The following is a 23168-nucleotide window of genomic DNA, read 5'->3' as shown; positions in this document are numbered from 1 at the left end:
GGTATAAATGGCACAATTTCCATTTCTATCATATCTTTGTCAAGTACACTGTACATAAAGGGTTGTTTTGGAATTATTTATGTTTGGCAACACAAATATCCGCAACCCTTTCTTTCGATCCAAAAAAGTTTAAATCACTTCATTATAAAATATGGACCAATGGATGGCGGTGCCCTTTTTTGTATCGTTGTTTTTGCCAACAACCAAAACCCCACCTATTTAATTATAGGCGTATTTCCACTATGTTGTTTGTTCCTTCAACGGCCCACAAAACAAAAGATTGAAAGTGCGTCGAACCTTAAAGGGGCGGATAAGGCAAAGTTTGACCGTACAAACGACCCTTTGGATCCGGTCTATTTTTTCAATTCCAGCTTTTCCGCAAAATAATCACAGAAATCCTTCATGGTGGCCGTCATTTTTTCATCTTGGGTGGCCTTGAAAAAGGTATCGGCCATGGTCACCAAGGTTTGATGGAAAAACACCTTCATTTCATCCACTGGCATATCTTTGGTCCAAAGGTCGATTTTTAAGGATTCCTGATTTTTGCTATCCCACACGGACAGCATCATGGCCTTGGCCTCTTCCTCATTAATCCCACCATCTTGTGCCGACCATTTCAATTCCTCGGGCACTCGGTTCTCATCCAATCCAACTGTCAAGGTTATCTCCGAAGTATGTTCTACTGCCATTTATCTTTTTGGTTTGTAATTCGATTCTTTTAAAATTTCATCCGCTGGCAAATTCAACATTTGCTTTACGTCCGTGTCCGTCTTTTCCATAAAGGCCCTTACGATTTGCCATCCCATATATCGTCCCAAGCGTGGGGGCGATTCATTGTCCAGCTCCAACCCAAACTTGGTGAAGGGGGCCGGGTCCAAGAATTTTCTATTCAATTCCGTATCGGTACTATACAGCAGTTCGCGCTCAACAAAATATTTCCACATTTGTTCTTCATTGGCTTTTGCCCATTCCATTTCCTTTTCGGAATATCCAATTTTTTGGGCATCGGTGGCCAAGGGTATCAATTTATCTTTTAGGTAAAGCTCTTTACCATAATATACCATACGGGAAAGCAGGGTCCGGTTTCTTGGGTAAGCCAGTACTTTTTTGGAGAAAGCACTGGCCACATCGGAGGTTAAGAACTTTTTGTCCAAAGACGCTGCAATATACCTTTGGATCCCCTCATAAAAATGATGATCCTCCCCCAAATAGTTATCAAGACCGATCAACAAAAGGGAATCTGCCAAAATAACCCGGCTGTCATAGCTAACATCGGAAGTAAGTGTTACCACATGGGGTGTTTCGGTTTCCGGAAAATAATATTCAATATGCTTAAAAAGCGATTCCAAATCCTTGGATTCCTGTTCAAAATTGCCAAAAGTTTTGGCTACCTCATTTGAAAGTTCCACTTGAAGGGTATCCGTTAGTTTGGCCGCCCAAACGCTATCTGGGAACTGCTCTGGGAACAAATAAGGGTACTCGGCCTTTAATTTGGGAATATCGTTCGCAGTTGCCTTGGCAAATTCTTGATCAAACCTTGAAATCCGTAAATCAATGGCGACCTTGTCAATTTCTTCCTCTGTCTTGTCCGTTTCCCCACATGATGAAAAAAGTAAAACCATCACCAAAACAAAGCTTCCAAATACTGGAATCGCAAAGTATTTTAACAACCTCTTCATTTTTAAGGGCACAGGGTTTAAATTTACAGGGCACAAAGGTAATTTATTGAATCTAAATAGTAAGATATGCAAACAGAAAAGGTTATAACCCATATTGTTGATTGGCTAAAGGAGTATGCCCAAAACGCAAAATGCAAAGGTTTTGTAATTGGAGTCTCTGGCGGAATTGATTCCGCAGTAACCTCAACACTCTGCGCCAAAACAGGATTGGACCTTTTATGTTTGGAAATGCCAATTCACCAAGGCAAAAACCAAGTAACCCGTGCAGACAGGCACATTGATTGGTTGATCAAAAAATTCCCGAATGTCTCCAGACAGCCCGTTAACCTAACGCCTGTATTCGATAGCTTAGTGGATGCATTCCCAAAAGTGGAGAAAGAAGAAGATCGTTTTATGTCCCTTGCCAATACAAGGGCCAGGTTGCGTATGACCACTCTCTACTATTTTGCGGCCCTCGAAGGGTATTTGGTTGCTGGCACTGGAAACAAAGTGGAGGATTTCGGTGTTGGCTTCTACACCAAATATGGTGATGGCGGTGTTGACCTTAGCCCAATTGCCGACTTGGTCAAAACAGAGGTTTACGAACTTGGAAGGGCGCTCGGAGTAAACCAGGATATTATGGAAGCCGCACCAACCGATGGGCTTTGGGGCGATAGCCGAACCGATGAGGACCAAATCGGGGCTTCTTACCCAGAATTGGAATGGGCCATGCAAATGGATGAGCAAGGTAAAACTGCCAATGATTTCTCAGGTAGGGAAAAAGAAGTGTTTACTATCTATAAAAAGTACAATACCGCCAACAAACACAAGATGGCCCCCATACCTATTTGTGAGATTCCCAGTGTGTTAAAATGACTTTTTACCCGTAAAAACCCAGTTGAAAACGAAAAAACCCCGAAAAAACTATGGTTTTAAGAAAAAAAGTAGAATTTTACGTTATTAAATTCTTATCTTGCTCGCTATGCATTGTAAGTATTTAGCCACTAACCATTTATTAAATTAAACCTAAAAAAATGATAAAAGTATTGATAGCTGACAACCATCCTATTGTTAGGCTTGGTATTAGACAGGTACTTGAATCAAGTTCAGATATTGAAGTTATTGCTGATGTTTCAACTACCAAAGAGCTTTTTAATACATTGAAAACCATAACCCCCGATGTAGTTATTTTAGAGATGGACATTCCAGAAATCAATGGAATTGCCACCCTTAGAAAAATGAAAGTGGACTTTCCGGACATTAAAACTTTAATGTACAGTGGACAGTCAGAAGATGTTTACGCGCTCAGCACCATTCGCGCAGGTGCATTTGGTTACTTATCCAAAACCGCTGATTTGGAATACATTATTTCCGCCGTTAAAAAGGTCAGCGAAGGAAACATGTTTATTACAAACGAGCTTGCACAACGCCTTGCTTTTGACGAAGGCACCCAAAAACCCAGAAGATTCTTTAGAAAACTCTCTTCCAGAGAGGTCGAGGTACTCAAACTATTGGCCAGTGGAAAAAGGAACAAAGAAGTTGCCGAAGGATTAAACTTGAACGAAAAAACAGTAAGTACATACAAAGCCCGCTTGATGAAGAAGTTGAACGTGGATAATTTGGTGGACTTGCTACAACAGGCAAAAGCCTTGGAACTATATTAGGAATACCCAACCAAACCAACTATTGTGGAAACCCCCTTTCAATTTAAATTGAAGGGGGTTTTATATTTTAGGAAAGCACGCGGTTTAATTTGGCGTTGAGCAATTTGTTGAGTTGAAGATAATTCATTATCTCTTCCAAAACCTCCGTATTGTCGCCCTGGTTGTCCTGGGTTCTCTCCTTGAGTTTTTCGATTCGGTTTTTTATCAAATTGCAGCGTAGGGTAAGAATGGTCTCACCCACCAATTGGGCCACACCTATTTTTTTCTCTTTTGGGTATATATCCCTCCGCTCCCAATCATGCAACACATACTGTTCTTCTTCCATTAAAATGGACGACACCTGCGAAACGGTTTCTTGGTCCAGATCGGATAAAAATGTACTTATCGAAAAATCAGCATCTTCGTTAAGTTTTTCGATCAACTTGTAATATATGGTCTTGAATTGCTCATTGGTCAGTTCGATTTCATCATCCTGAAGATCCAAATATACCTTTTCATACACCTTCGCCTCCACAACCTCAGGTTCGAGCACCAATTCGCCTTCATCATTTTCTTTGAGCACTAGATCCTCAAATTCTTGTTTTTGGTCCCCGTATAACAAAAGAACTTCGATGATCTTGCGCTCCAACTCATATTGAACATCCACCCTTTCCACCACGGCATCGTTCTTGACAACTTCGAAGGCCTTTTGTTCTTTCCTTACTTTTTTAGAAGCTTCCGTATGATGTTTTTTATCAATCTGAGCCAAGGTATTGTAGAGTACATCTTCAGAAATCTGCATGATCTTTGCACATTCCTGAACATATATTTCTTGACGGATACGATCGGGAATCTTACTGATGCTATTTACGATATCCCTGACCGTATCAGCTCTTTTTATGGGGTCATTGGCTGCCTCTTTAGCCAATAAAGAAGTCTTGAACTGGATAAAGTCTTTGGAATTCCCTTGAAGATAAAGCACTATATCCTCGTAGGTATTGTTTTTGGCAAAACTATCCGGATCTTCACCTTCGGGAAAGGTACAGATCTTAACATTCATGCCCTGTTCCAAAATGAGGTCTATACCACGGAGCGATGCACGCAATCCTGCCGCATCCCCATCGAACAAAACCGTGATATTTTTGGTGAGCCTATTAATGAGTCGAATCTGCTCTGGGGTCAATGCCGTTCCACTGGATGACACGATATTTTCCACTCCCCGCTGGTACATCTGAATAACATCGGTATAACCTTCCACCAAAAAACAATTATCCTCCTTGGCAATGGCCTGCTTTGCAGAATAGATACCATAAAGCACCTTGCTCTTATGGTAAATCTCGCTTTCGGGCGAGTTTAAATATTTGGCCGCCTTTTTGTCGTTGGTCAATATTCGTCCACCAAATCCAAGCACCCGGCCACTCATGGAATGTATGGGAAACATAACCCTTCCCTTAAATCTATCGAACGTTCGATTTTCGCCACCAGCTTTTTCCTTAACAATGGTAAGACCGGTTTTCTCCAAAAACTCCAATTTATAACCTTTGCCCAATGCCTCTTTTGTAAAGGCTTCCCACTCGTCCAAACAATACCCCAGTCCAAATCGTTTTATGGTCTCATCGGTAAATCCACGTTCCTTAAAATAGGTGAGACCAATGGCTTTGCCAGGTTCACTGTTCCATAGTTTTTCCGTAAAATACTTTTGGGCGTACTCAGAGACCAAATACATGCTTTCCCGCTCATTGGCCTGCTCTTTTTGCTCATCTGTCTGCTCGGTTTCCTCTACTTCAATATTGTACTTTTTCGCCAAATATTTAATGGCCTCGGGGTAAGTAAAGTGCTCGTGCTCCATTAAAAAAGCCACCACATTGCCCCCTTTTCCGCTACTAAAATCCTTCCAGATTTGCTTTACGGGCGAAACCATGAAGCTAGGAGTGCGTTCATCGGTAAATGGGCTAAGCCCCTTAAAATTGGAACCGGATTTCTTCAATTGCACAAAATCACCGATCACCTCCTCCAAACGGGCGGTTTCATATACTTGGTCTATGGTGGTTTTTGAAATCAAGGTGTTCTATTAAAATAGCTGTTAAAGATAATAAACCACTACTGATTTAAAATCCATAGTTTTTGATAAAGTACAATTTCTTGCCACGCACTCCTTACCTATAATTGGACAATAAAGACAAAGTTTGGGTGAATCGGAAATTAAAATCCCTATTTAAGATTTATTATCTTAGAAGCACATTCCACAATTACAGGGAATATTTTTAAAACAAGGATTGTATGATGAAAAGAGTATCGCGTAAAATTTGGATACCGAGTGTATTTTTAATGGCCTCTATGCTGGTCGCCCAAGGTCAAATAGCAAAAAAGGCATCCCCTATTTTTGAAAACGGAGAGGCCCAAGTAGTAGAAGCTTTTTCAGATCCAAGTAGATGGATACGTCATGATCTTTGGGTAGAAACGACTTTTGATTCGGATGGTGACGGTAAACTAGATCGTATGCATGTGGATGTGACACGCCCGGAACAAACGGACTCCGAAAACCTGAAACTTCCTGTTATTTATGAATCCAGTCCGTACTATGCAGGTACCGCTGGCATGGACAAAGACATTTTTTGGGATGTGAAGCACGAACTCGGTAAATCTGGGGAGCCCCGTAAACACCCGAACGTAACGCGTATAGCAGAGCGCCCCATAATTTCGAACTCTCAAGTAAGGACGTGGGTACCAAGAGGCTATATTGTAGTCCACTCCTCTTCTCCGGGCACCGGGCTTTCCGATGGAGCGCCGACCGTGGGCGGCGACAACGAATCCCTGGCCCCCAAAGCAGTGATAGATTGGCTCAATGGAAGAGCAAAAGGCTATACCGAGCGGGATGGCGGTAAAGAAGTAAAGGCCTATTGGTCCACGGGAAAAGTGGGCATGACGGGAACCTCTTACAACGGAACCATCCCCCTAGCTGCGGCCACAACCGGGGTTGAAGGTCTGGAAGCCATTATCCCCATTGCGCCCAATACTTCGTATTATCATTATTACCGCTCCAATGGATTGGTACGTTCTCCCGGTGGTTATCTAGGTGAGGACATTGATGTGCTATACGATTTTATCCATAGTGGTGATGAGTCCAAAAGAGCAAGAAACAACAAAGTGATACGTGATACCGAAATGAAAAATGGACAGGACCGCATTACGGGAGACTACAACGAATTTTGGGCCAAACGGGACTATCTGAACGATATGGAACCGATGAAAGCGGCGCTTTTGATGTCACATGGATTCAACGATTGGAACGTAATGCCAGAGCATAGCTACCGAATCTATAAGAAAGCTAAAGAAATGGGGTTGCCCGTTCAGATTTATTACCACCAAAACGGGCACGGCGGACCACCTCCAATTTCCATGATGAACCGGTGGTTCACACGTTACCTGTATGGCATTGAAAATGGTGTGGAAAAGGAGCCCAAGGCATGGATCGTTCGCGAAAATGATAAAAAAGACGAGCCAACCCCATATAGGGATTATCCCAACCCAGAGGCTAAGGACATACAATTGTTCTTAACCAAGGGAGCCCCTGAAAAAGGACAGCTAACCACCAGTAAACCCAAAAAGCAAGGAACTGAAACCTTGGTTGACAATTACTCCTTTTCCGGTTCCAGTTTGGCACAAGCGGAAACCACGAAACATAGATTGCTGTATGTTACGGCACCTTTAACAGAGGATGTACATATTTCCGGAGTGCCTAAAATCAAGATTAAATTGGCCAGCAACAAACCCGCCGCCAATTTATCGGTTTGGTTGGTATCCTTGCCTTGGAACGATGGCTTCAACACCAAAATCACGGATAACATTATTACACGGGGATGGGCCGACCCACAAAACCATAGTTCATTAACGAAGAGTAAGCCTTTGGTTCCCGATACATTTTACGAAATGGAATTTGAATTGATGCCGGATGACCAAATCATTCCCAAAGGCCAACAAATTGGGTTGATGATTTTTTCAAGTGATAAAGAGTTCACGCTTTGGCCCGAACCGGGAACGGAGCTCACTGTGGATTTGGATGGTACTGAACTTACATTGCCTGTGGTGGGAGGTAAATTCTGATTCAAAATCGGGTATAATTGACCAAAATTATGTAGTTTATCATATATACTATGGTTAGGATAGTATAACATTCATCCTGAAGACATAAAAATTTTGATAATTTATGTCACAATAGAACACCAGACCGAAAATATCGAGGTTTATGGAAAATGTTCTTCAAACAGAAAACCATTAAATGGTTATAGGAAATAGTGTTGAAGACTTTCCATCCACGAAGAATTTTGAGATTGTATTTATTGATAGCACATCCCTATCGGCAAATACAATATGACAAAAACAATTAAACGTTTAAAACATAATCCACACACATGAACAAACATAGTTTCGACACGCTTTCCGAGGCGGTAAATACATTGACCCAAGAAGGGTACAAAGAAGATTTTGAAGCAATGGAAAATTGTATTAAAGCATTATACTCCAAAAAGGAATACCAACCTGACGATTTGAAAATCATCGATTCTTACCGTTTTGAAGGCATTACGAACCCGGGCGATCAATCCACTGTATTTACCATTGAGGCCAACGACGGCACAAAAGGGACCATGGTAATGTCCTATAGTGCTTCGTCGGGGCAAAATGATGAACTTATCAAACAGATTCCGTACAAAACAGATTGATTATACTGATAGTTTTCCTACTGATGAAGGTTGATATAACAACCAGCCAGTTAGGCTAAACCTATTTTTATGGGCTTTTAATACAGCGTGGGGCACCACAGCACTTTTGAATAGCACGCAACGAGAAGCCAAGGGCTCTACCAAGAAACTTGTTCCGTCTTTTTCGAAAATTTCCAATTCGCCACCATCCCCAGGTTTCCAATCATCATTTAAATAAATGATCATGGAAATCATACGGTTGTTCCTATTCTCGAACTGATCTAAATGTTTATCATAATGGCCGCCCGATGGGTAATGGGCCAAATGGAATTCATATCCCGACAAACTGAGATAGCAATACCGGTTAAAGATATGCATGGTCTCATCCAATAGATTCCAATACGCTTGCAATTGGGCATCTCCTTCCCTGTCCAACCAGTACGTAAAATCTCCACGTATTCTGGTATCGATTTGATTATCGGAATGGGCGCCTATACCCGCTTCCTTGAAATTGGGGAGCTTACCAAGAAAAAAAGATTTAATCTCGGCATACAATTCGTCCTGCAAAAAATGGTCGATAATCACATAATCCTTACTGGAGATGTCATCCATCCAGGATAACCAATCCTCCAAGCTATGATAGGCGTTCAATGTTTCATAAATGTGGGCGAATGTAGAAAATATTTAAAAACGAAAATCATTTTTATTCATTCCTATTGGAAAGTTCTAACTTTGAATACGATTAACACAAGTTTTAAATGATACTCTTTTTCGGAACAAGGCCAGGCAAAAAGGAAACCAAAGCGCTTCCAAACGTTAACTGTCCCTATTGTCACCAAACCGGAACTTTAACAGTGGTGGCGCAGCCCAACTATGCACATTTGTTCTGGATTCCGCTCTTTACCATCAACAATGTGGCGTACGCGGAATGTTCGCATTGCAAAAAAGTGTACTACAAAGAGGAGTTTACCCCAGAAATGGAACGGGCCTTGTCTTCATAAAAAAGAGACTGTGACAAAATGTCGATTCCCGTTATTTCGGACAGCCTCTAGTTTTCAAGATTCAAAATGGTTAAATATCGAACCGAAGGCCTAATGATATATTGTTCTGCTTTATATCCGCATCTTTAAAGATCGGATTCAGGTCATATTTCAAATAAAGTAGTACCCCATCAAATCCCATATATCCACTCACACCATAAATCAGGTCACTGCTGTTGTAATCCCTTTTAAGTTTGTCCTTTACATTTTCACCATCCCTATTATATTTTAATTTCTGACGGGTTCCCAAGCTAAAGCCACCATAACCACCAAAACCTAACCTAAACTGATCACGTATGGAGTAACGCATGGTTCGTTCTGTTTTCTTTAGGCGAGATGGGCCGATTTCAAAATGTACTGGAAATACAAGATTGTCCATTCTAAATTTAGATTTATCCAAATCGTATTCAAACTCTTCCAAAACGGTTTGGTCACCTTCTTGAACAAAAATCCGGTTCCCATCTGGCTTTAAACCATTAAACTGAAATGAAAATCCGTAATTAAAACGTAGCCAATTAGAGTTTTTAAAAACCCTGGTCCGCCATTGCCAACCCATTTCAAAAAAACGGCTTCCCCCAAATTTATAGGGCGAGTCATTCAACGATTGCCCCTCGATCAATGCATTGTTCAGACCAATGGCCATTACAAAATCAGAGTAGGTGCGTCTGTCATATTTTATTTCTCTTTTCCATCTTTTGGAATTAAAGGTAACGGCAGGTTTACCATCAATAAGCAGTCCTATACGCACTCTGTCTCCCTCTAAGGTATCCAACTCGGTCAACATGAGCACCTCACCCTCATTGCGTTCCAACCAAGCGATTTTGTTCTCGACAATGGCAACTCGGTTCTCAATATTCAAAGCGCGCCGTTTGGCAACTTCCTCTTTTAAGGTTTTGGCTTCGCTTTCCGAAATATCACCATCTTCCAATCGCTGATTAATATCCCTGACCTCGAACTTAAGGGCGTCTTTCTCCTGTTCTATGATGCGTTGCTTTTCAATTTTCAACGCCTCAATTTTCTTTTGATAGTCCTCCTGCCCGAATGCTATATGGGAAACTAAGAAAAAGAATAACACTGCTGAATAAAATGTAATTGTTTTCATGATTGTTTTGGATTATAAACCTCCCTCCTTCCCGCCCGTTTTGGACAGGAAGTTTTAGAAGGTTTGTTTTGATTGATGAATAATTTTATTGATTTCGGTCTGCCACCGCGGTACGTAGTTTTAGGTAACCTGATTTTAAAGCATCAAAGATTTGGTCCCGGAACGATTCGTCCAACTCATCCTCGACCTCGGCCAACAGGGACATTGCATCCACAGAACCACTTTCAGAAAATAACTTATCGGTCAAAATCTGTCGCTGTGCCGCACGTAAAAGTGAATCCACTTCCGCATCGGAAACATCTCGCTGTGCAGTTTCCATAAGTTTCACTTGTGCCACTACTTGCTCTACTTTTTGCGCAATTAATTTGTTTGAGTTTATTATGACCTCGTCCCGCAATGGCTGTTTTACTTCCTGTTCAGCAACTACTGCATTGGAAATCGACTCTTTTGGACTAAATTTTTCCTTTTTTTTGGGCGTAACCGATTCAAGCCCTGTCTCCACAACCTCAGTTTGTTCCTCCTGTACAAGTTCTTTGACAACTTTATCCTTTGGCTCGATTTCAATCTCCGTTTTGGTATCGGTCTCCACAATCTGTATGTGTTCCACTTTAGGATTATCCTTGGCAAAAAAGAAGATGGACACCAATACAATACCCACAACACTTGCCGCTATGGCGTACGGGAACCAAGTATTCTTTTTTCTTGGTGATGGCTCCTTAACTTGCGAAGCGATTTTCTCCCAAGCATTCGCTGATGGGGCAATGGTTCGCTCCTCCAACTTCTCCTTGATATGTTTTTCCAATTTATCCATACCCGCTATTTTTTATTCGCCGATTTTGATTTGGGCGACATTCCGTTTAAACTTAAATTCTCTTGAAGCATCTTTCTGGCTTTGAACAATTGCGATTTTGAGGTTCCTTCGGATATTTCCAATAGCCCCGCAATCTCCTTGTGTCCGTAACCTTCTATGGCGTAAAGCAAAAACACTGCCTTGTAGCCTTCTGGTAATTCATCAATAAGGTATTGCACATATTCCAAATCCAAGAGATCATCATTTCCAGATGAAACCTCTCCGTTCGCTTCCACGGCATCATCATCATAAACCACAAATTGTCTTTTGCGCAGATAAGAAATGCTTTCCCTTACCATTATGGTTCTAATCCAACCCTCAAAGCTTCCTTTGTTTTCAAAGGAACTTAGGTGATTAAAAACCTTTACAAATCCATTGACCATCACATCCTCAGCAAAATGAAGGTCTTTGATGTATTGCCTGCAAACACCCAACATTTTGGGCGAAAACTTATCGTACAGCAACTTTTGAGCCTGTTGGTCTCCTTTGATTGATTTTTTGATCAATTGTTTTTCGTTGCAATGTAACGCGATGATCTTCAAAGTTTGGTTTATAAAAGTGCTTCTATTTTAATAGACGGGATAAATTCATGAAGGGTTGCCTGAATATAAATTTTTTTTGAATATCCGTAATAACACCCAATAGCAGTACCTTATACCATGAAACAAGCAAAGGATAATTTGAACAAATTCACTTTTACCGCACATTTCGGGGATAAACAGACCTGTAGGCAACATTTTAAGGAACAGCGGTATCGCGTAGAGGGAGGCTTACTTTTATAAACGCCACAAAATTGATACCTTTAGTACTTGTATACTATTTTTATCGAATGATAAAACCTTCTTATTTGAGTATATGTTTAATGTTTTTTTTGACTGCGTTTCAACTGTGGCCGCAAAACGCATTACTTAATAGTGAGAAGGCATTTACAGAATTTCAAAAGATAAGCGACTCCATAGCCGTTGATTTTCCAGAGGATGACATTAAAACGTATAGGCGCTCATCTTTTTCTGAATCCCAACTGCAGAACTACTTGTCGCTTCATTACAAACGTTTAGATTTACTAAAGTATATTGATGGGCATCATAGCTTTGTTTTAGACAGTTATTTGCACTCGGGTAATTGGTTTATGGAAGTTGGATTTCCGAAGGAGTCCATAAAATCATACCTTAATTTTTTTAAACATTACCGAGCACAAGAAGGCAACCTAACTGAAAAGGAACGCGATGTTTATATAGAAATGTTAACTTATGCTCGCAGTATACTTGCTCAAAATTATGCTGAACTAAACGAATTAGACAGTGCTGCAATTCAGCATAAAAAAAATTTAGAATATACCAAGTCACTAGATTTCATTTATTACCCTTCGGCCTTAAATAACTATGGCCTCTTTTTTTATTGGCACAAGAAAGATTTGGATTCTGCCATGCACTATTTTCAGAAAGCCTATACTATTACAAAAGCATCATATCCCAATCATACTTTAATAGGAAGCATTCGAGATAATATTGCAGATATTCATACAGAACTTGGGGATTACCTAAAGGCACAACCTTTGTATGCTACAAATTTTGAGTTTTTTAAAACTGCCGTTAATGAGAAAACCCACACTAAAGACATACCAAGGTTAATAAGTGCTGGTGCTCAACTCACCATTACGAACGCATATTTAAATCGTTTGGCAGCAGCGCAACGCACTTTTAAGGAACTGGAAGCAATTGTTGTTTCACATGAGGAAAAGAATAGTTTGGATTCTAATTCCAAATTAGAGTATTTAGAAGCTAAGGAGTTTTTACTGAAACAACAGAATAAGATTCCTGAAGCCTATGCTACATCACAACAAATTAATGCATATGCAGATAGCCTTCAGTTGATTGCAAAAATTGCGGATGAAAAATGGCAGACCGAGCTCAATGATGCTATTGTTGATAGAATAGCAATTAATTTTAAAATAGACCGTATTCAAAAAGAAAACAAGATAAAAAGTCAACGCACCAGACTTTGGTTTTCAGGGGTACTATCTTCCGTTTTTATCATTTTGTTAATCGTGCTTTACTTAAACCGGCGTCAACATTTGGTCAACGCCAAGAACAAGCAATTATTAACTGAACAAAAGTTTGAAAATACAGCCTTAAAGGTAGAACAGCTCAATACCGAAATTAAATCCAGGGAACGGGACCTTTCGGATTTTGCCATTAGATTGACGCAAGATCAGGATTGGGCCAAGGCATTGGCCAATCAATTAAGTTCTATTAAGCAAGCAGACGGCAAGGAACGGGAAGCTTTGATAGAAGAACTAGACCATACGATAGCGAATAAAATTAGCGTTGATACGGACACCCGGGAATTTTTTGATCGCTTGGACAAACTGAGTAATACATTTTACAGTAAGCTCACGCAAAACTATCCTGATTTGAGTAAAAATGAGATACGTCTTTGCTCTTTAATTCGTTTAAAAATTGAGAGTCGAAGCATTGCTTCGCTTCAAAACATCACTCTGGCTTCCTTAAACACAAGTCGTTATCGCTTAAGAAAAAAGTTGAATCTCTCCGAAAACACTGATTTAGACCTTTTTATTCAGGGTTTATAAAATACTGATTTTATTGCCGTTACAGTTGAAACAGCTGATTTGTCTATTGATTGTCTATACCCTGTTGATTGGTAGTCTATGCCAAATTGATGGCTGAGCAAGTTTTATCCAATACCTTAGAGCTATCCTACTTTGTTGCGCTTTACCAGTCGAAAAGATTCAATCCATTTAATTTAAAAACCTCTCAAAATGAAAAATCTGATATTTGTTCTTTTTATTGTAGGCTTAGCCAACCTTACAATTGCACAGGAAAACTTGGCTATGAATACGACAAACAAAGTGATTGTCCATACATCTAAATCCTCTAAAATTCAGAATGAGCAGTATCTAAATTCAAGGAACGGCGTCGCACCAACTTTGGCCTTAGGCATAAAGCGTTTACAAAATGTTGCGGCAGACTATGATATTACCGAAAATCGCATTTATAGCATAAATAAACATATTACCTATACCGTAGTTTTTGAATCGGGCGCCAATTATATTAAGGCCATTTACGCCCATGACGGTACTATTCTTGAGTCTGAAGAGTATTATGAAGGTGTACGGGTCCCATACAGTCTTGGAAGCGAAATCGCTAAAACTTATCCAGGCTGGTCATTTAATAACAGTGATTGTATAATCGAGTATACTAAGAATAAAGCCACTCGTTTTACCTACAGTTTTGTCTTGAAAAAAGGAAATAAATCGAAGATGATAAAACGTACGCTGTACAATCCGGTAAAAATGGACACGCGTTCCACTGGAATGTAAATCCATCATGGGTTCTGTTAATGTTTTACCTTTTTAAATTTTAAGATTCCTATACATATTCATGAAGGTGGCTTGCATCGGCATATCCCCAGTTTACAGCCACGGTCTCTAGAGTTAGGTTGGAGGTTTTCAGCTGAAAAGAGGCGCCTTTTACCCGATATTGCAAAGCAAATTCTGAAAAAGTTGAACCCATTAAATCTTTGAACAATGCTGTGAACTTCGTAACGGACATACGTCAGGCCAAGGCAGCCTCTTTGGTCGATATCAGCCTTTTTCTTCAAAAATCAATCGCGAGGCTCCTTGGATGTAGGCTCTAGATCCATAGTTTAAATCTTGAGGAGAAACCTTCCATTCTTCCATAAGGGAAAGCAACAGTTGAAATAAATATAGTTTAACCCAATCCGCATCATATTTTTTGGAAACCTTTGTTGGACTTTTCTAGCCAGACCATTTATTTCCCCCATCAAATTCGCTGCTTTTCTTGGTCCATCTATTTCTATTGGAGGAGACATAAATGCAGAGGCCATATCCCTATCAAAAAAACGTGTAGAGTAGCCAAATACCTTGGGACGATAACAAATACAGCCACTTCGCAAGGTACCTCCAGTTCTTCAAAACCATGTGGCTCCCACATACAACGCCAAAAGGAATTTTTTTGGGCAACCATCACATGAGGATAAAAGGGAAATGCCTTCAACAATACCTCAACGGGTTCGTGTACAAACTCAATAGAAGATATTTTGGTGAACGCCTGTTTGATAAAATGGTTATTGCCGCAATAACCGGCGTTTAGGTGTGAAAACGGATATTCAAAAAATTTTCAGTATATCTTTGATGTCCAAGTTTTTGAGTTTTTATTTTTTTCGGTCCACCACGTAATTGACCATAAGTGTGAGGGCACTTTTGTATTCTGAATCGGGATAATTGTCCAAAATGGCCAAGGCTTGATCTTTGAACTCCAACATTTTGGTCACAGCGTATTCAAGTCCATCTTTTTCCTTTACATAGGCAATCACTTCTTTTACCCGCTTTTTGTTCTTGTTGTGCTTTTTGATGGAGTTGATCAACCACTTTTTCTTTTCCTTATCGCTATTGTTCAGAGCATAAATCAGGGGAAGGGTCATTTTTTGTTCTTTGATATCGATTCCCGTAGGTTTACCGATTTTCTCTGCACCATAGTCAAAAAGGTCATCTTTGATTTGAAAGGCCATTCCGCAAAGCTCACCGAACTTCCTGAAAGTCTCCACTTCTTCTGAATCGGGTCGAACGGAACAAGCGCCCATACTGCAACAAGCCGCAATCAAGGTTGCAGTTTTTTGACGGATGATGTCGTAGTAAACATCCTCAGTAATATCTAAAAGTCGTGCTTTCTCTATCTGTAATAATTCCCCTTCGCTCATATCCCTAACCGCGTTGGAAATAATATGGAGCAAGTCGTAATTCTTATTTTCCAAGGAAACCAACAGTCCTTTGGAGAAAAGAAAATCACCTACCAAAACGGCAATTTTGTTCTTCCACAAGGCATTGATGGAGAAAAAACCCCTTCGCTTGTTACTATCGTCCACCACATCGTCGTGCACCAGGCTAGCCGTATGTATCAACTCAATAATGGATGCTCCGGTGTAGGTGCGCTCATTGACCTCGCCGTTCAACAATTTGGCGGTTAAAAATACGAACATGGGCCGCATCTGCTTGCCCTTTCTATTTACTATGTAGTAGGTAATCCTATTGAACAATGCGACTTTGGAAGACATGGATTTGAGGAATTTTTCCTCAAAAAGCTGCATCTCATTTTCTATAGGTTCCCTTATCTGCGAAACGACTTTCAACGTAACAGGTGTGGTGTTTGGTTTTGAATGTCTAAAAGTAGGGAAAATGCAAGAGTTGTCGGAATGAAATCCAAGTTTTAAGATACAGCCCTAAAAGTATCGTTGATTTGCAGGGTTTGGGGTTTAGGGGGTAACGAATTATTTTGGTTATTGGTTGCCCTGATTATTGGGTTATTGGGTTACTGCGTACTGCGAATTGCTCACTACTTTCTGTCTCTTGCCGCTTAAAAACTAACCCTTATTCGCCAATTGTCCACAGGCAGCATCAATATCTTTACCGCGGGATCTACGCACGGTGACCGTGATGCCATTTCGCTCCAATGTGTTTTGGTACATTTCTACCGCTTTGCTGGATGCTTGCTGAAATTCACCATCATCAATAGGATTGTATTCTATAATATTGACTTTGGAAGGTGCAAATTTGCAAAACTTTACCAAGGCATCCACGGCCTCTTGGGTATCGTTTATTCCTTTCCAAACCACATATTCGTACGTTATCTTGTTTTTGGTCTTGCTGTACCAATATTCCAATGCCTCCCTTAAATCTTTCAACGGGAATGTGGCATTGAAGGGCATTATAGACGTACGCACTTCATCAATAGCGGAATGAAGTGAAACCGCCAAGCCGAACTTCACCTCTTCGTCTGCCATTTTCTTAATGATCTTGGGCACCCCTGAGGTAGAAACCACAATCCGCTTGGGTGACATGCCCAATCCCTCGGGCGAGGTTATCTTATCAATGGCTTTCAATACATTGTTATAGTTCATCAAAGGCTCTCCCATACCCATAAAAACAATATTGCTCAAGGGTCTGTCAAAATACAAACGGCTTTCATTGTCAATGGCCACCACTTGATCATAAATCTCGTCGGGATTTAGGTTTCGCATACGCTTCAATCGGGCGGTGGCGCAAAACCTACAGTCCAAACTACAGCCAACCTGACTGGAAACACAGGCAGTGGTACGGGTTTCCGTTGGAATCAAAACGGATTCGACGATCAACCCATCATGTAAGCGAACGGCATTTTTAATGGTTCCGTCCGAACTGCGCTGCATTTGATCTACCCGAATATGGTTGATGACAAAATTATCCTCCAGCATGCTTCGGGTTTCCTTGGAAATATTGGTCATGGCATCAAAATCGTGGGCCGATTTCTGCCATAACCATTCATATACCTGGTTACCACGAAATGCCTTGTCGCCCTGATCGACAAAAAACTGTCGGAGCTGTTCCTTTGTCAATGCCCGTATGTCCTTTTTTTTGATTTCCACCACTTAAAGATAAACAAGAAAAAATCCCGCTGGCCATAAAGCGAACGGGATTTCTCTTTTATGAAATTTTGCTTTTATAAAATCAACATGGCATCACCGTAGGAATAAAAGCGGTAGCCCTCCAAAATGGCCTGCTTGTAAGCTTTTTTGATCAGGTCATGACCTGCGAATGCAGAAACCATCATCAACAATGTTGATTTAGGCAGGTGAAAGTTCGTGATCATACAGTTTGCTATGCTGAATTCGTATGGAGGAAAGATGAACTTGTTGGTCCAACCCTCGAAGGTATTCAATGTATGCTCGGATGATACTGCGCTTTCCAATCCACGCATTACCGTAGTACCCACAGCGCAGACTTTTCTTTTGTTTGCCTTTGCGTTGTTTACGACCTCGGTTGCTTTTTCATCGATTACCAATTCTTCGCTATCCATTTTGTGTTTGGACAAATCTTCAACCTCAACTGGGTTGAAGGTCCCCAAACCAACATGCAACGTCACTTCAGCGAAATCTATCCCCTTGATTTCCAAACGTTTCAACAAGTGCTTGGAAAAGTGCAATCCTGCTGTTGGGGCGGCCACGGCGCCTTCATGCTTTGCGTAAATAGTTTGGTAACGTTCCTCATCATCAGGTGTAACCTCTCTTTTGATATATTTGGGCAATGGAGTTTCTCCCAATTCCCTAAGTTTTCTTCTAAAATCGGTGTACGAACCATCGTAAAGGAAACGCAATGTTCTCCCTCTTGAGGTGGTGTTGTCGATAACCTCGGCCACCAAGCTCTCATCTTCGCCAAAATAAAGTTTGTTACCGATACGTATTTTTCTTGCTGGATCTACCAATACGTCCCAAAGGCGTTGCTCTTGGTTTAGCTCCCGCAACAAGAAAACTTCGATTCTGGCCCCGGTTTTTTCCTTGTTTCCAAAAAGTCTTGCAGGAAATACCTTTGTATTGTTCAATACCATTACATCGTCTTCATCAAAATAATCAACTAGATCTTTGAACATTTTATGTTCAATTTTTCCTGTATCCCTATGAACCACCATCAGTCTGGATTCGTCCCTGTGTTCCGCGGGATATTCTGCCAATAGTTCCTTAGGCAATTCAAAATTGAAGTTTGATAATTTCATGTGGACTTTTTTTCGATTTTTTAAAGACGGCAAATATACAACCTCACAATAGCGGATGTCAAGTAATTTGATGATTAAATGTGGTTTACATCTTTGAGATGCTAAATCCCAGTGTTTTTAGGTCGTTCCAAAAATGGGGATAGGACTTGGATACCACCCCTGCATCATTGACCACAAAATCTGCTTTAAGCGCCAAGGGGCCAAAGGCCATTGCCATTCGGTGGTCGTTGTAGGTGTCGACTGCCACTTCGCCTTTTAGGTTGGATTGCGGTTGCAAGGTCAAACTTTCGGAATCTATATCCACCGTGGCTCCAAACTTGCCAAGTTCGGTCTGTAATGCTGCCAAACGGTCTGTTTCCTTGATCGGTAAAGTGTGCAGGCCCGTAAGATGGCAGCCAATGCCCAAACCAAGACAAGTTACAGCAATGGTCTGTGCAATATCAGGGGCATTTGAAAGGTTATACTCCAAATGATTTGACTTGACATCCGATGTTTTTTTAAGAAGGATGGCGTTGTTCGAAAACGTAGTTTCAACTCCAAAATCTTTATAAATTTCCGCCAAAACACTATCGCCCTGCAAAGAGCTTTGTTTATAAGAGGACAATTGAATCTCTGTGCCCACTTCGCACATGGCCGTAATGCTATAAAAGTAACTGGCCGAGCTCCAATCGGATTCCACGACCAGGGTGGTATCCGCTACATTTTCCTTTGGACACACCTTAATCATGTTCCCTTCGAAAGCGGTCTGTACCCCGATTTGCCCTAAAAGTGCCAAAGTCATTTTTATATAGGGTACCGAAGTTATTTTGCCGATCAGTTCGAGCTCCAAACCATTTTCCAGACTGGGCGCTATCAACAACAAAGCCGAAATATATTGGCTACTGATGTTGGCCGGAAGGGAAACTTGGCTCCTTTTCAATTTTCTGCCAGTAATTTTAAGGGGTGGGTATCCCGCTGATTTTTCATATTGAATATCCGCTCCGAGTGATTGAAGCGCTTCCACCAATACTTTTATGGGACGTTCCTGCATACGCTGAGAACCCGTAAGTACCACTTGTTTACCTTCCTGTGAAGCAAAATAGGCGGTTAAAAACCGCATGGCAGTACCAGCGTGGTGAATATCCACTTCGCCTGTTGATTTGGCCAATCCCTTTTGCATGACCGCTCCATCGTCGGAATTGGAAAGGTTCTCTATTTTGATATTTGGAAAAAGGGCCTGCAACAACAAAGACCGATTGGTTTCACTCTTGGAACCGGTTATTGCAATGGCCTTTTGAATTTTTCTATCGTCGGGTGCAGAAAGTTGGAGTCTCAATTCGTTAGGGTTTGAATGAATTGTCAAAACTAGAAAAAACAGCCCTAATGTCCCTTTAAGCAGGCAACTTTATTTGAGCTTTTTGTTATTTTGATGACGGTCATGGTCCCGTTTGGACTTAAGGTCCAGTTTTTTGTCAAAGGCTTCCTGCAAGTCTATTCCCGTTTGATTAGCTAAACAGAGTACCACAAAAACCACATCGGCCAGTTCCTCGCCCAAATCCTTGGCCTTATCGGATTCTTTTTCGCTCTGTTCCCCATAACGCCGTGCAATAATTCGCGCCACCTCGCCTACCTCCTCGGTAAGTTGGGCCATATTGGTGAGTTCGTCAAAATAACGTACCCCATGGTTCTTGATCCATTCGTCAACAGCTTGTTGTGCATCTGTAATATTCATTATTCTTTATTTTTTGTATCTATAAAAATGGTCACAGGGCCATCATTAAGAAGCTCAACCTTCATGTCGGCGCCAAAAATTCCCGTACCCACTTTTTTACCCTGTTTCTGTTCCAAAACTTGAACAAATTTTTCGTACATGGGTATAGCTACATCTGGTTTTGCAGCTTTTATGTAAGATGGACGGTTCCCTTTTTTTGTTTGGGCATGAAGTGTAAACTGGCTAACTACGATAATTTCCCCGTCAACATCAACAACCGAACGATTCATTACATCCTTATCATCATTGAAAATACGGAGGTTCACAATTTTATTGGTCAGCCAATCAATATCCTTTTGGCCATCGGCATCCTCGATGCCCAACAACACTAAAAGTCCCTTTTGAATAGATGAAACTACCTTTCCATCGACTGTAACACTCGCTTTAGAAACTCTTTGCAATACTGCTCTCATTATCTTTACCTATACGGATTGTCCTCATCCCCCATTAGCATTTGAACATAACTGCGGTAACGGCTTGCGGAAATCCCATCATTTTCCAAAGCTTCTTTTACTGCACATTTAGGTTCGTCCAAATGAAGGCAATTGTTAAACTTACACTCTGATTTTAAGGCAAAAAATTCTGGAAAATAATTGCCGATTTCATGCTTTTCCATATCCACGATGCCAAATCCCTTTATTCCTGGGGTATCAATAATACGGGCATCAAAAGATAAATCGTACATCTCTGCAAAAGTTGTGGTATGCTGCCCCTGCATATGCTGCTCGGAAATTTCGGCTGTCTTTAATTGCATCCCGGGTTCCAGTGCATTGACCAAAGTGGACTTTCCCACACCGGAATGACCAGCAAACATACTTGTCTTGCCCACCATCAGTTCCTTTACCTTATCCACGTTCTTAGCTGTTTTTGCTTCAATTTGTATGCAAGGGTAGCCAATTTTGGTGTAAAGGTCGATTAGATAGGCAACCTCACCCTTCTCCTCTGGACCGTATACATCCATCTTATTGAAAAGAAGCACTACGGGAATATCGTATGCCTCTGCAGTGACCAAAAACCGATCTATAAAACTGGTGAAAGTGGGCGGGTTGTTGAGGGTGATCAATAGAAAAACCTGATCAAGGTTGGAAGCAATAATATGGGTCTGTTTGGAAAGTTTTACCGACTTGCGAACGATATAATTTTTGCGTTCACCTATCTTATGGATAACCCCAAGGGTCTCATCTCCAATATTTTCCAACTCAAACTCCACATGATCTCCAACAGCTACCGGATTGGTGCTTTTAATTCCCTGTGTCCGGAACTTTCCCTTAATACGGCATTCATAAAACACCCCTTCCGAGGATTTTACGGTATACCAGCTTCCCGTTGATTTATAAACAGTTCCATCCACTATTTGTTCACATTTTGATTACAAAGAAACAATATTCCTACTTTTTCGTCGTATATCTTTATTAAGAGTTTTAACAATCATTAACATTTTAATCATGAAAAAAATCATTTTGGCCGCAGTGGTACTATTTACAGCAACTTTTACCATGAGCGCTCAACAGTACCGCGTAGTTACCAGCGTTGAGTCCATAGTACCCAACGGTTTGGGACGGTCTAGGATCATAAACGCCTTGGAAGATAAGGATTACAAAGAGTTTACAAGTGTCCAAACCGAGGATGACAATACCCGTAACAAATCCAAAAGAAACGAAATCCGTGTAAAGAATTTTGAGGAAACCAAGCTATTGAACTTCTACAATATAGGCGGTATCCGTTTTCAGAACATTGCGGCCAACGATGCCCTTATCACTTCCATGATCAATGATATGGTTTCCAATGGATGGGAGCTGGCCTTTGTGGTAAGCGGTGTGGAAAGTGAAGGTGGTAAAGGAGACGGACAAGGTATTTTTATAACCCGTTACATCTTTAAAAAGTAAATGCTTCCTTAGTCATCAAACAAAAAGAGGGTGAATTCTAAAAATCTCGTTATCTGTCAGTTCGAGCACAGTCGAGAACCTAAAGTAATTTGATAATCAATGGGTTTTGACTGCGCTCAACCTGACAAATTCAAACTTTTGTTGCTTTTTATACACCCTCTTTTTTATTGATTTAAATTTTCATTAATCCTTAATGTAGACCCTTCCTCCAACAAAGGTTTTTTTAAGGACTGTTTGCGGATTCCCGTAAACATACACATCGCCGCCCGCCTTTACGTTGATGTCCACAAGTTCAGATGCAAATACATCTGCCTCACCGCCGGCCGATATCTTAACGTCGGTTGTGGTTGTCCTTAGCGCCCTTCCTTCAAAAATACCACCTGTGTTGAGCACAACCGTTTGGTTTTTTGCCAAACCTGAGGCTTGAACAATACCTCCCGTCACCGCCCTTATGTCGGCATAATCCACATCCATTCCAATACGAATGGTTGCCCCTTCTTGGGCCCGCAGTTCAATTTTGCTTTTCTGTACCATTTCGTTGCACGTAATCTGGGCTCCTTCGTTACCATCGATTACGTCCAAATTGGTATAGTAGACCTCGATCAGGGTGTCCTCGCCCTGAAACTTTTTGTCCAATTGCATACGAAGCTTTAAAACCCCGTTTTTGTTGGTCCATTTAATGTCATCGACGTTCCAGCCTTTGATCATGATCTTGTTTTCATCGGATTGAATCAAATTGACCTCGATCAAATCAAAAACCTTGATCTTGTTGAACTCACCAACTTCCATATCAATGATTCGTTGCGAAAACATGACCAAGGGAAGCAAAAGAAGGGTCAATCTCAAAAGTTGTGTGTAAATTGAATTTATAGTTTGAACTTTGTTTTAAAAACTGACTGTATTGGATCCATACATTGACCTACTGAAGGTTCTCCTTCCCGAACTATTGATTACCCATTTCGATATTGCCAAGC

At 40.9% G+C, this 23168-nt stretch carries 24 protein-coding genes and 1 pseudogene; 9 read left to right on the top strand and 16 right to left on the bottom strand.

Annotated elements, in window-relative coordinates:
* Nucleotides 1-353 precede the first annotated feature (353 nt).
* Nucleotides 354-689, bottom strand: coding sequence for a gliding motility protein GldC (gldC, locus tag AC13CC_RS00840; protein WP_014033322.1), 336 nt, complete (start codon nt 687-689; stop codon nt 354-356).
* Nucleotides 690-1679, bottom strand: coding sequence for a gliding motility lipoprotein GldB (gene gldB / locus AC13CC_RS00835; protein ID WP_482875821.1), 990 nt, complete (start codon nt 1677-1679; stop codon nt 690-692).
* 66 nt (nt 1680-1745) lie between these two features.
* On the opposite strand from gldB, the gene nadE reads away from it, so the two are divergent.
* Nucleotides 1746-2534 (top strand): NAD(+) synthase, encoded by a 789-nt coding sequence (gene nadE / locus AC13CC_RS00830; RefSeq protein ID WP_326278311.1) that lies wholly within the window; start codon nt 1746-1748, stop codon nt 2532-2534.
* A 158-nt stretch (nt 2535-2692) separates the two neighbouring features.
* Nucleotides 2693-3322, top strand: a complete 630-nt coding sequence (locus AC13CC_RS00825) for a response regulator transcription factor (RefSeq protein ID WP_293167746.1) — start codon at nt 2693-2695, stop codon at nt 3320-3322.
* Between the two features lie 67 nt (nt 3323-3389).
* Here AC13CC_RS00825 and dnaG read toward each other — a convergent pair whose 3' ends face one another.
* Nucleotides 3390-5363 carry a DNA primase gene (gene dnaG, locus AC13CC_RS00820; RefSeq protein ID WP_326278314.1) on the bottom strand — a complete coding sequence of 658 codons (1974 nt, stop codon included), beginning with the start codon at nt 5361-5363 and terminating at the stop codon, nt 3390-3392.
* Between the two features lie 266 nt (nt 5364-5629).
* Here dnaG and AC13CC_RS00815 point away from each other — a divergent pair, with 266 nt between their 5' ends.
* Together AC13CC_RS00815 and AC13CC_RS00810 are read left to right on the top strand one after the other, a co-directional pair.
* Complete coding sequence (locus tag AC13CC_RS00815) at nt 5630-7405, top strand: Xaa-Pro dipeptidyl-peptidase (RefSeq protein WP_326278378.1); 1776 nt, start codon at nt 5630-5632, stop codon at nt 7403-7405.
* A gap of 308 nt (nt 7406-7713) precedes the next feature.
* A complete protein-coding gene (locus AC13CC_RS00810; protein ID WP_326278316.1) occupies nt 7714-8022 on the top strand; it encodes a phosphoribosylpyrophosphate synthetase in 309 nt (102 codons plus the stop codon).
* Here the strand turns inward: AC13CC_RS00810 and AC13CC_RS00805 are convergent, their stop codons facing one another.
* A complete protein-coding gene (locus AC13CC_RS00805) occupies nt 8023-8652 on the bottom strand; it encodes a 2OG-Fe(II) oxygenase (protein ID WP_482875818.1) in 630 nt (209 codons plus the stop codon).
* 107 nt (nt 8653-8759) lie between these two features.
* Between AC13CC_RS00805 and AC13CC_RS00800 the strand changes: the two genes are divergently transcribed.
* Entirely contained in the window at nt 8760-9002 is a 243-nt protein-coding gene (locus AC13CC_RS00800; RefSeq protein WP_326278319.1) for a zinc-ribbon domain-containing protein, read from the top strand.
* 70 nt (nt 9003-9072) lie between these two features.
* Here the strand turns inward: AC13CC_RS00800 and AC13CC_RS00795 are convergent, their stop codons facing one another.
* The 3 genes from AC13CC_RS00795 to AC13CC_RS00785 form a co-directional block, all read right to left on the bottom strand.
* Entirely contained in the window at nt 9073-10143 is a 1071-nt protein-coding gene (locus AC13CC_RS00795) for a coiled-coil domain-containing protein (protein ID WP_326278320.1), read from the bottom strand.
* An 85-nt stretch (nt 10144-10228) separates the two neighbouring features.
* Complete coding sequence (locus AC13CC_RS00790) at nt 10229-10954, bottom strand: hypothetical protein (protein WP_326278321.1); 726 nt, start codon at nt 10952-10954, stop codon at nt 10229-10231.
* A 5-nt stretch (nt 10955-10959) separates the two neighbouring features.
* Nucleotides 10960-11535, bottom strand: a complete 576-nt coding sequence (locus AC13CC_RS00785; protein WP_326278322.1) for an RNA polymerase sigma factor — start codon at nt 11533-11535, stop codon at nt 10960-10962.
* A gap of 287 nt (nt 11536-11822) precedes the next feature.
* On the opposite strand from AC13CC_RS00785, the gene AC13CC_RS00780 reads away from it, so the two are divergent.
* Together AC13CC_RS00780 and AC13CC_RS00775 are read left to right on the top strand one after the other, a co-directional pair.
* A complete protein-coding gene (locus AC13CC_RS00780) occupies nt 11823-13583 on the top strand; it encodes a tetratricopeptide repeat protein (RefSeq protein WP_482875815.1) in 1761 nt (586 codons plus the stop codon).
* A gap of 189 nt (nt 13584-13772) precedes the next feature.
* Nucleotides 13773-14333, top strand: a complete 561-nt coding sequence (locus tag AC13CC_RS00775) for a hypothetical protein (protein ID WP_482875813.1) — start codon at nt 13773-13775, stop codon at nt 14331-14333.
* A 49-nt stretch (nt 14334-14382) separates the two neighbouring features.
* On the opposite strand, the gene AC13CC_RS00770 is transcribed toward AC13CC_RS00775, so the two are convergent.
* Nucleotides 14383-14565: a helix-turn-helix domain-containing protein gene (locus tag AC13CC_RS00770; RefSeq protein WP_428979726.1), complete on the bottom strand. Its 183-nt coding sequence runs from the start codon at nt 14563-14565 to the stop codon at nt 14383-14385.
* Between the two features lie 404 nt (nt 14566-14969).
* On the opposite strand from AC13CC_RS00770, the pseudogene AC13CC_RS00765 reads away from it, so the two are divergent.
* A pseudogene (locus tag AC13CC_RS00765) lies at nt 14970-15126 on the top strand (IS1595 family transposase); the annotation flags it as partial.
* 61 nt (nt 15127-15187) lie between these two features.
* Here the strand turns inward: AC13CC_RS00765 and AC13CC_RS00760 are convergent.
* The 7 genes from AC13CC_RS00760 to rsgA all read right to left on the bottom strand — a co-directional run bounded on the left by AC13CC_RS00760 (nt 15188) and on the right by rsgA (nt 21659).
* Nucleotides 15188-16162: a polyprenyl synthetase family protein gene (locus AC13CC_RS00760; protein WP_326278327.1), complete on the bottom strand. Its 975-nt coding sequence runs from the start codon at nt 16160-16162 to the stop codon at nt 15188-15190.
* Nucleotides 16163-16393: 231 nt separating this feature from the next.
* Complete coding sequence (rlmN, locus tag AC13CC_RS00755) at nt 16394-17434, bottom strand: dual-specificity RNA methyltransferase RlmN (protein WP_326278328.1); 1041 nt, start codon at nt 17432-17434, stop codon at nt 16394-16396.
* Between the two features lie 74 nt (nt 17435-17508).
* On the bottom strand, nt 17509-18558 hold the full coding sequence (gene queA / locus AC13CC_RS00750; RefSeq protein WP_482875810.1) for a tRNA preQ1(34) S-adenosylmethionine ribosyltransferase-isomerase QueA: 1050 nt from the start codon (nt 18556-18558) through the stop codon (nt 17509-17511).
* A gap of 85 nt (nt 18559-18643) precedes the next feature.
* Nucleotides 18644-19873, bottom strand: coding sequence for a 3-phosphoshikimate 1-carboxyvinyltransferase (locus tag AC13CC_RS00745; RefSeq protein WP_482875808.1), 1230 nt, complete (start codon nt 19871-19873; stop codon nt 18644-18646).
* A 69-nt stretch (nt 19874-19942) separates the two neighbouring features.
* Nucleotides 19943-20269: a nucleotide pyrophosphohydrolase gene (locus tag AC13CC_RS00740; RefSeq protein ID WP_482875807.1), complete on the bottom strand. Its 327-nt coding sequence runs from the start codon at nt 20267-20269 to the stop codon at nt 19943-19945.
* Nucleotides 20269-20721 (bottom strand): D-aminoacyl-tRNA deacylase, encoded by a 453-nt coding sequence (dtd, locus tag AC13CC_RS00735; RefSeq protein WP_482875805.1) that lies wholly within the window; start codon nt 20719-20721, stop codon nt 20269-20271. The genes AC13CC_RS00740 and dtd overlap by 1 nt, the downstream gene beginning before the upstream one ends.
* A 5-nt stretch (nt 20722-20726) precedes the next feature.
* Complete coding sequence (gene rsgA, locus AC13CC_RS00730) at nt 20727-21659, bottom strand: ribosome small subunit-dependent GTPase A (RefSeq protein WP_482875804.1); 933 nt, start codon at nt 21657-21659, stop codon at nt 20727-20729.
* A gap of 94 nt (nt 21660-21753) precedes the next feature.
* Between rsgA and AC13CC_RS00725 the strand changes: the two genes are divergently transcribed.
* Nucleotides 21754-22194, top strand: a complete 441-nt coding sequence (locus tag AC13CC_RS00725) for a hypothetical protein (RefSeq protein ID WP_482875803.1) — start codon at nt 21754-21756, stop codon at nt 22192-22194.
* Nucleotides 22195-22377: 183 nt separating this feature from the next.
* Here the strand turns inward: AC13CC_RS00725 and AC13CC_RS00720 are convergent, their stop codons facing one another.
* A complete protein-coding gene (locus AC13CC_RS00720) occupies nt 22378-23040 on the bottom strand; it encodes a head GIN domain-containing protein (RefSeq protein ID WP_482875802.1) in 663 nt (220 codons plus the stop codon).
* Between the last annotated feature and the right edge of the window lie 128 nt (nt 23041-23168).

It is taken from the genome of Flagellimonas sp. L-11, from assembly GCF_056857735.1.
The sequence above is the reverse complement of the archived record's forward strand: the minus strand, read 5'-3'. Positions and strand labels throughout refer to the sequence as shown.

Excerpts from the sequence above, each read along its gene's own strand:
- gldC (WP_014033322.1), bottom strand. The coding sequence starts at position 689 with ATGGCAGTAGAACATACTTCGGAGATAACCTTGACAGTTGGATTGGAT.
- gldB (WP_482875821.1), bottom strand. The coding sequence starts at position 1,679 with ATGAAGAGGTTGTTAAAATACTTTGCGATTCCAGTATTTGGAAGCTTT.
- nadE (WP_326278311.1), top strand. The coding sequence starts at position 1,746 with ATGCAAACAGAAAAGGTTATAACCCATATTGTTGATTGGCTAAAGGAG.
- AC13CC_RS00825 (WP_293167746.1), top strand. The coding sequence starts at position 2,693 with ATGATAAAAGTATTGATAGCTGACAACCATCCTATTGTTAGGCTTGGT.
- AC13CC_RS00815 (WP_326278378.1), top strand. The coding sequence starts at position 5,630 with ATGGCCTCTATGCTGGTCGCCCAAGGTCAAATAGCAAAAAAGGCATCC.
- AC13CC_RS00810 (WP_326278316.1), top strand. The coding sequence starts at position 7,714 with ATGAACAAACATAGTTTCGACACGCTTTCCGAGGCGGTAAATACATTG.
- AC13CC_RS00800 (WP_326278319.1), top strand. The coding sequence starts at position 8,760 with ATGATACTCTTTTTCGGAACAAGGCCAGGCAAAAAGGAAACCAAAGCG.
- AC13CC_RS00795 (WP_326278320.1), bottom strand. The coding sequence starts at position 10,143 with ATGAAAACAATTACATTTTATTCAGCAGTGTTATTCTTTTTCTTAGTT.
- AC13CC_RS00790 (WP_326278321.1), bottom strand. The coding sequence starts at position 10,954 with ATGGATAAATTGGAAAAACATATCAAGGAGAAGTTGGAGGAGCGAACC.
- AC13CC_RS00780 (WP_482875815.1), top strand. The coding sequence starts at position 11,823 with ATGATAAAACCTTCTTATTTGAGTATATGTTTAATGTTTTTTTTGACT.
- AC13CC_RS00775 (WP_482875813.1), top strand. The coding sequence starts at position 13,773 with ATGAAAAATCTGATATTTGTTCTTTTTATTGTAGGCTTAGCCAACCTT.
- AC13CC_RS00770 (WP_428979726.1), bottom strand. The coding sequence starts at position 14,565 with ATGTCCGTTACGAAGTTCACAGCATTGTTCAAAGATTTAATGGGTTCA.
- queA (WP_482875810.1), bottom strand. The coding sequence starts at position 18,558 with ATGAAATTATCAAACTTCAATTTTGAATTGCCTAAGGAACTATTGGCA.
- AC13CC_RS00740 (WP_482875807.1), bottom strand. The coding sequence starts at position 20,269 with ATGAATATTACAGATGCACAACAAGCTGTTGACGAATGGATCAAGAAC.
- dtd (WP_482875805.1), bottom strand. The coding sequence starts at position 20,721 with ATGAGAGCAGTATTGCAAAGAGTTTCTAAAGCGAGTGTTACAGTCGAT.
- AC13CC_RS00725 (WP_482875803.1), top strand. The coding sequence starts at position 21,754 with ATGAAAAAAATCATTTTGGCCGCAGTGGTACTATTTACAGCAACTTTT.